The organism is Pontibacter sp. HJ8 (assembly GCF_054824225.1).
In genome coordinates this window covers 1-3666 of sequence record NZ_JSYF01000429.1, presented here as the reverse complement: position 1 = coordinate 3666, position 3666 = coordinate 1, and the positions used below count along the sequence as shown (strand labels likewise).

The following is a 3666-nucleotide window of genomic DNA, read 5'->3' as shown; positions in this document are numbered from 1 at the left end:
TCATCATTGACACACCCCCGGTTGATCTGGTTTCCGATGCTTTCCTGCTCTCTGAGTACTGTGACATTACGCTGCTGGTCATACGGCACGCCTATACCCCTAAAAGCCTCGTGCAGCGCATGGCTCAAAACAACAAACTCCAGTCCTTACATAATGTAGCTATTGTGTTCAATGGAGTTAAACCAAGAGGTTTTGTAAAGGGGCAATATGGCTATGGTTATGGCTATGGCCATGAAAACAGGTATGGAGATAAGACATACAGGGCAAGAAAAATTGCTACCAAGGCATAGAACAGGTTGATCTTTCATTTCCCTACCATCATCCTGCATTTATATAGCTTGTATAGCTCGGCAACAAGCTGAGTAAGAAGCATAGCGCCTGCAATATCTACTACTTTGACATCCCACAGTAGCTACTGGTCCGATGATCCCGGTTACTGATAATTTGAGAATCTACTTTCCCCACAGTTAGTCTATGTAACTGAGGAAGGCGAAGCCTTATAGCATTCCTTTAATTTCAACTTATATACAGTACAGCGATGAATAAGAAATGGTATGCTGTTTACACGAAACCACGCTGGGAAAAAAAAGTTTCCGAGGTACTGACATTAAAGAACATAGAAAACTACTGTCCACTAAACAGGGTTATCCGGCAATGGAGCGACAGGAGAAAGGTTGTACATGAGCCCCTCTTCACTTCCTATGTTTTTGTGCATATCACAGAAAAACAAATCGGCGAGATAAAAAAAAATACCGGAATCCTCAACATGGTATACTGGCAGGGTAAGCCAGCCGTGATCAGGGAAGTTGAAATAGAAATCATCAAAAAGTTTCTGAATGAATACAGCGATGTACAGTTAGAAAGAATAGTAGTAGGTGTCGATGATCCTGTTAAAATCACATCAGGTTCCTTGTTAGATAAAGAAGGTACTGTTGTCTCTATCAAAAATAATATAGTTCGGGTAGCACTCCCTACGCTGGGTTACTCGATGTATGCGGATCTGGAAAAAACAAGTGTTGTTAAAGTATCTGAAAAACACTCCCCTGTGCCTCGCTAATTACTTCATTCAGGTGGCATATGATAGACATAAGCATGACGCAACACTTACATAAACTGTTCGCCAAACTCAATGAAAGCAGAATAAGGTATTTTTTGCTTACAGATTTTGAATGTGATCTGGAGTCAAAGGATCTCGATCTTTTTGTACACCCGCACAGCAAACCTGCTTTTGAAGAGGCATTACTTCAGTCAGGCTGGTACAAACGAAAAGAACCCAGCCACCACTCAAACCATCACTTCTATTTTTCTTCTCAAACTGAAAAATACCTGGATGTGAAGTATGAGTTAACCTTTGCGAATGGGGAAAGTGACTGCTATACCTACATCGATTATGAACAGGCGCTGGAGAACGCCGTCCTGAACAAAAAAGGAATATTCCGGCCAAAAGGAATTGACGCGATCCTACTCTACACCGCCCATTTAGGGTATAAAGAAAGAGGAAGGTTGGAAGCTAAACACAGCGATTATCTGCATTTGTACCTGAGCCTCTACAAGGCAGAATTAAGCGAAGATGCAGCCGGAATTATTGCAGCAATACAGGAATGGCTGGCCGTGAGCTTCCCATCAGATAGCGCCAAACTGCAGTCCATTCTTACCCCCTACTTCAAACACAGCCGTCAGCGGATGACCAGAAGCAAAAATTATCTTCGATACGGCTACGGATTGACAGTGCTCTTCCTGGGTACGGATGGTGCCGGGAAGACAACCTTGCTTGAGGCTGTTGAAAAGAAGCTTAATCTTAAAACAAGCAAGCTATACCTGGGCATGGGGGAAGATGGCTGGACCCGGCCATGGGTCAAGAACATTTACAATCACAGGTTTAGTGTTAAGATTGCTGATCAGATGTTGAGTGCGCTCAAGTCCTACCTTATACTCCCTGCTGAGCTGCTCATACGTCAGATTCCTGTCAAGTTAAGGTCACGCTACTCCATAGTACTTATAGACAGGGTACCAGGCGCTCATCTGATAGAAAAGAAGACTGGTAAAAGCATCCTTTACAAATCGATATTACCTAAGCCTGATCTTGTTTTCTTCCTCTATGCAGATCCGGAAGTGCTGATGAAAAGAAAACCCCAGGAAAACACTTTCGAACGGAGTAAAGCTGACCTGATCAAATTCCGGACGGTGGCCGATACGGTCTCCTCGGGAAACTACATCAGCATTGACACCTCCGGGTTGACGATTGATGAGGCAAGGGATCTCATTATATCAGAAATATATAAGAGCCATAAAGTATACGATAATTTGCTAACAGCAAAGTTTAATTAACCTTCCCATCATATGGCGGTTGTAAGCACGAAAAAGAACGTTTTAAGCGGGTTAAAGTGGAACTCGATCAGTGTCATTGCTACCAAGAGCACTGATTTCGTAGTGATGCTGATACTTGCCAGACTACTGGTACCAGAGGCTTATGGTATAGTAGGTATGGCAATGCTTATAGTTGGTCTTCTTGAAGTAGTATCGGATATGGGGCTCTTCAATGCGCTGGTACAACGGAAAACAGATGAGCTGACTGAGGTTCGCTACTCGAGTGCATTCTGGTTTTTGCTCTTCGTATCTATCGCTTTTATCGCTGCTTTTATCTTGTTTATTTCACCGTTCGGAGCCTCCTTCTACAAGGAGCCGCGATTAGTGCCCATACTCAATGCAATGAGCTTTTACCTGTTTTTCAACATCTCCTCCATTATTCCCAGAGTAATTCTTACCAAGCAACTAAACTTCAAAAGTCTTGTTACAGTTACATTTTCAGGAACTGTAATAAGCTCACTTGCAGCAGTCGGCTTAGCGCTTCTGGGATTCGGAGTATGGAGCCTGGTTATAAAATACCTTGCGGGCTCAGGTATAATGCTTGTTTCCTACTGGCTGAAAGTTGGCTGGAGACCCCGCTTTATTTTCGAGAGAAGTGTCTTGACCGAGATGGCTGGGTATAGCACTTTCTCACAGCTGAACGGGGTACTGTATTTCTTCCGTAAGAACCTGGACTACCTCATTATAGGAAAGCTGGTAAGTGCCCATTTGCTGGGTATTTATACACTGGCTTTCATGCTGAGTCTTACTCTAAAGTCGCAGTTATACTCCATCTTCAACAAAGTATTTTTTCCCGTTTACAGCAAATTGCAGGATCAGCCGGATCAAATAAAAATTTACTACCTCCAGGTCATGCGGATGACGGCTATTGTCACCTTCCCGGTCTCAGTCATATTAATCGGTTTGGCTGATCATATTATCCTCTTTTTTTTTGGTCAAAAGTGGGTGGAGGCTGTAGAACCGCTTCGCGTCCTGTCAGTGGCCGCCATGATCTTTGCCATTTCTGGTACTCCGGCTGAGGTGCTCAAAGGTATAGGAAAACCTGCCGTTAGCTTTTACCTGAACACGTTAAATACTTTCCTGATAGCTCTTCCACTTATCTACCTGGGGCAGAAGCACTTTGGAATCGTAGGTGTGGCCTATGCAGTTTGCATTCATTACACAACTTCCAGAATTACTTTTCATTATTTTATGAAAAAGTACATCCATATAACTGACAGAGAAGTTTTTATAGCTTTAAGAGCCCCTGCCCTGGCTGCAGCAGCTATGCTGGCCATCATCTATGCCATTACCTTGCTT

3 protein-coding genes and 1 pseudogene are annotated in these 3666 nt (G+C 43.3%); all 4 read left to right on the top strand.

Features of this window, described 5'->3' with window-relative positions; all coding sequences use genetic code 11:
* Positions 1-290 (top strand): annotated as a pseudogene (locus OB13_RS16985) (capsular biosynthesis protein); the annotation flags it as partial.
* Positions 291-538: 248 nt separating this feature from the next.
* Positions 539-1057: a UpxY family transcription antiterminator gene (locus OB13_RS16980; RefSeq protein WP_461491373.1), complete on the top strand. Its 519-nt coding sequence runs from the start codon at positions 539-541 to the stop codon at positions 1055-1057.
* A gap of 35 nt (positions 1058-1092) precedes the next feature.
* Positions 1093-2328, top strand: a complete 1236-nt coding sequence (locus OB13_RS16975) for a nucleoside/nucleotide kinase family protein (RefSeq protein WP_461491372.1) — start codon at positions 1093-1095, stop codon at positions 2326-2328.
* A 12-nt stretch (positions 2329-2340) separates the two neighbouring features.
* On the top strand, positions 2341-3666 hold a 1326-nt coding region (locus OB13_RS16970), incomplete at its 3' end, for a lipopolysaccharide biosynthesis protein (RefSeq protein ID WP_461491371.1).